The sequence below is a fragment of the Chryseobacterium sp. RU33C genome, assembly GCF_900156015.1.
GTDB classification, from domain to species: Bacteria; Bacteroidota; Bacteroidia; order Flavobacteriales; family Weeksellaceae; genus Chryseobacterium; species Chryseobacterium candidae.
This window is the reverse complement of record NZ_FTMT01000053.1, coordinates 1-1,183: the sequence shown is the minus strand read 5'-3', so window position 1 is coordinate 1,183 and position 1,183 is coordinate 1. Positions and strand designations below refer to the sequence as shown.

Annotated in this window: 1 protein-coding gene; it reads right to left on the bottom strand. The window is 32.5% G+C overall.

From position 1 onward, the window contains the following. Window positions 1–1,132 (bottom strand): IS3 family transposase gene (locus BW946_RS21005; protein WP_139326065.1). Its coding sequence is split into 2 segments (ribosomal slippage), with 1,133 coding nucleotides annotated over them: window positions 1–805 and window positions 805–1,132; the frame shifts between segments, so codons are not numbered across the junction. This gene is flagged as partial in the annotation. Between the last annotated feature and the right edge of the window lie 51 nt (window positions 1,133–1,183).

The window sequence follows — 1,183 nt, the reverse complement described above, 5'->3', positions numbered from 1 at the left end:
TTATTATAATAATAAATTGATTGGTCAAGCTGCTGTGAGAGATTCTTAAAGTTTTCAAAAGTATCAATCAATCCAAACTCATATTTCAGAATGCCGTTTACCCTCTCTGCTACAGCATTCTCATAAGGATCCGAGTTCTCGGTCATACTGATAAGAATATCACTTTTCCTTAACGTTTCAGTATATTCTTTACTACAATACTGCAATCCTCTGTCTGAATGATGAATTAAAGAATGTTTATACACCCTGTTCTTTATGGCTTGTTTTAATGCTTTCAATGTGGAGGCAGTCTGTAAATTATCACTTAGTTCATATCCTACAATTTTCTTTGAATAGGCATCGGTAATCAAATGAAGATAATAATTTTTCTCTTTAGTCTTCAGATAGGTAATATCTGCAACCCAAACTTTTTCTGAACATTTCAACTCCTTTTCTTTAATAATATTCGGGTATTTCTTCATCCAATGTCTGGAATTGGTTGTTTTAAAATAACTGTGTCTTCTGGGAATTAAAAGATAATTCGATCTTAAAAGTTGAAACAGCCGATCTCTTCCTATATGAAGATTCTCTTTTGAAAAATCATTTTTAAGTAGTACATAAAGTTTTCGAGTCCCTATTTTAGGCATCTTTTTACGAATTGATAATACCAGTTCTATAATCCTTTTTTGATTATTGATAGAATCAGGCTGTTTCTTCCTTTTATAATAAGCTTGTTTACTGTATCCAAACAATCGGCAGATATCTTCCAGTGAAAGATTTGTATACGGCCTTATTTCCTGGATTGATTGGAACCAGACTTTTTTACAATTTCAATCTTCAACTCACGCTCTGCGATTTCTATAAATTTCTTAAACACTTTGAGCTCTTCTTCCTTTTTGGATAAAGCAGCTTCAAGCTCTTTAATCTTTTGTTTCTGTGGATCTTTCATAGGTCTGCCTTTACTTAATTGTTTTTCATAAGTAAAGTTACCATATTTTATTAACCAACTAGAAATGCATGAATTACCCCGAATATTGTATCGAGTTTGCAATTGGGATTTTGTATATAATCCCCGTTCATATTCAGAGACAACTTGTCGTTTGAATGCCTCACTGTATTCTTGGACAGGGGACGATGTTTTTTTTAGATTCATAAGGGTGACTAATTTTATGGTTTTTTAGTCAACCTTTTTCAGGACGAGACA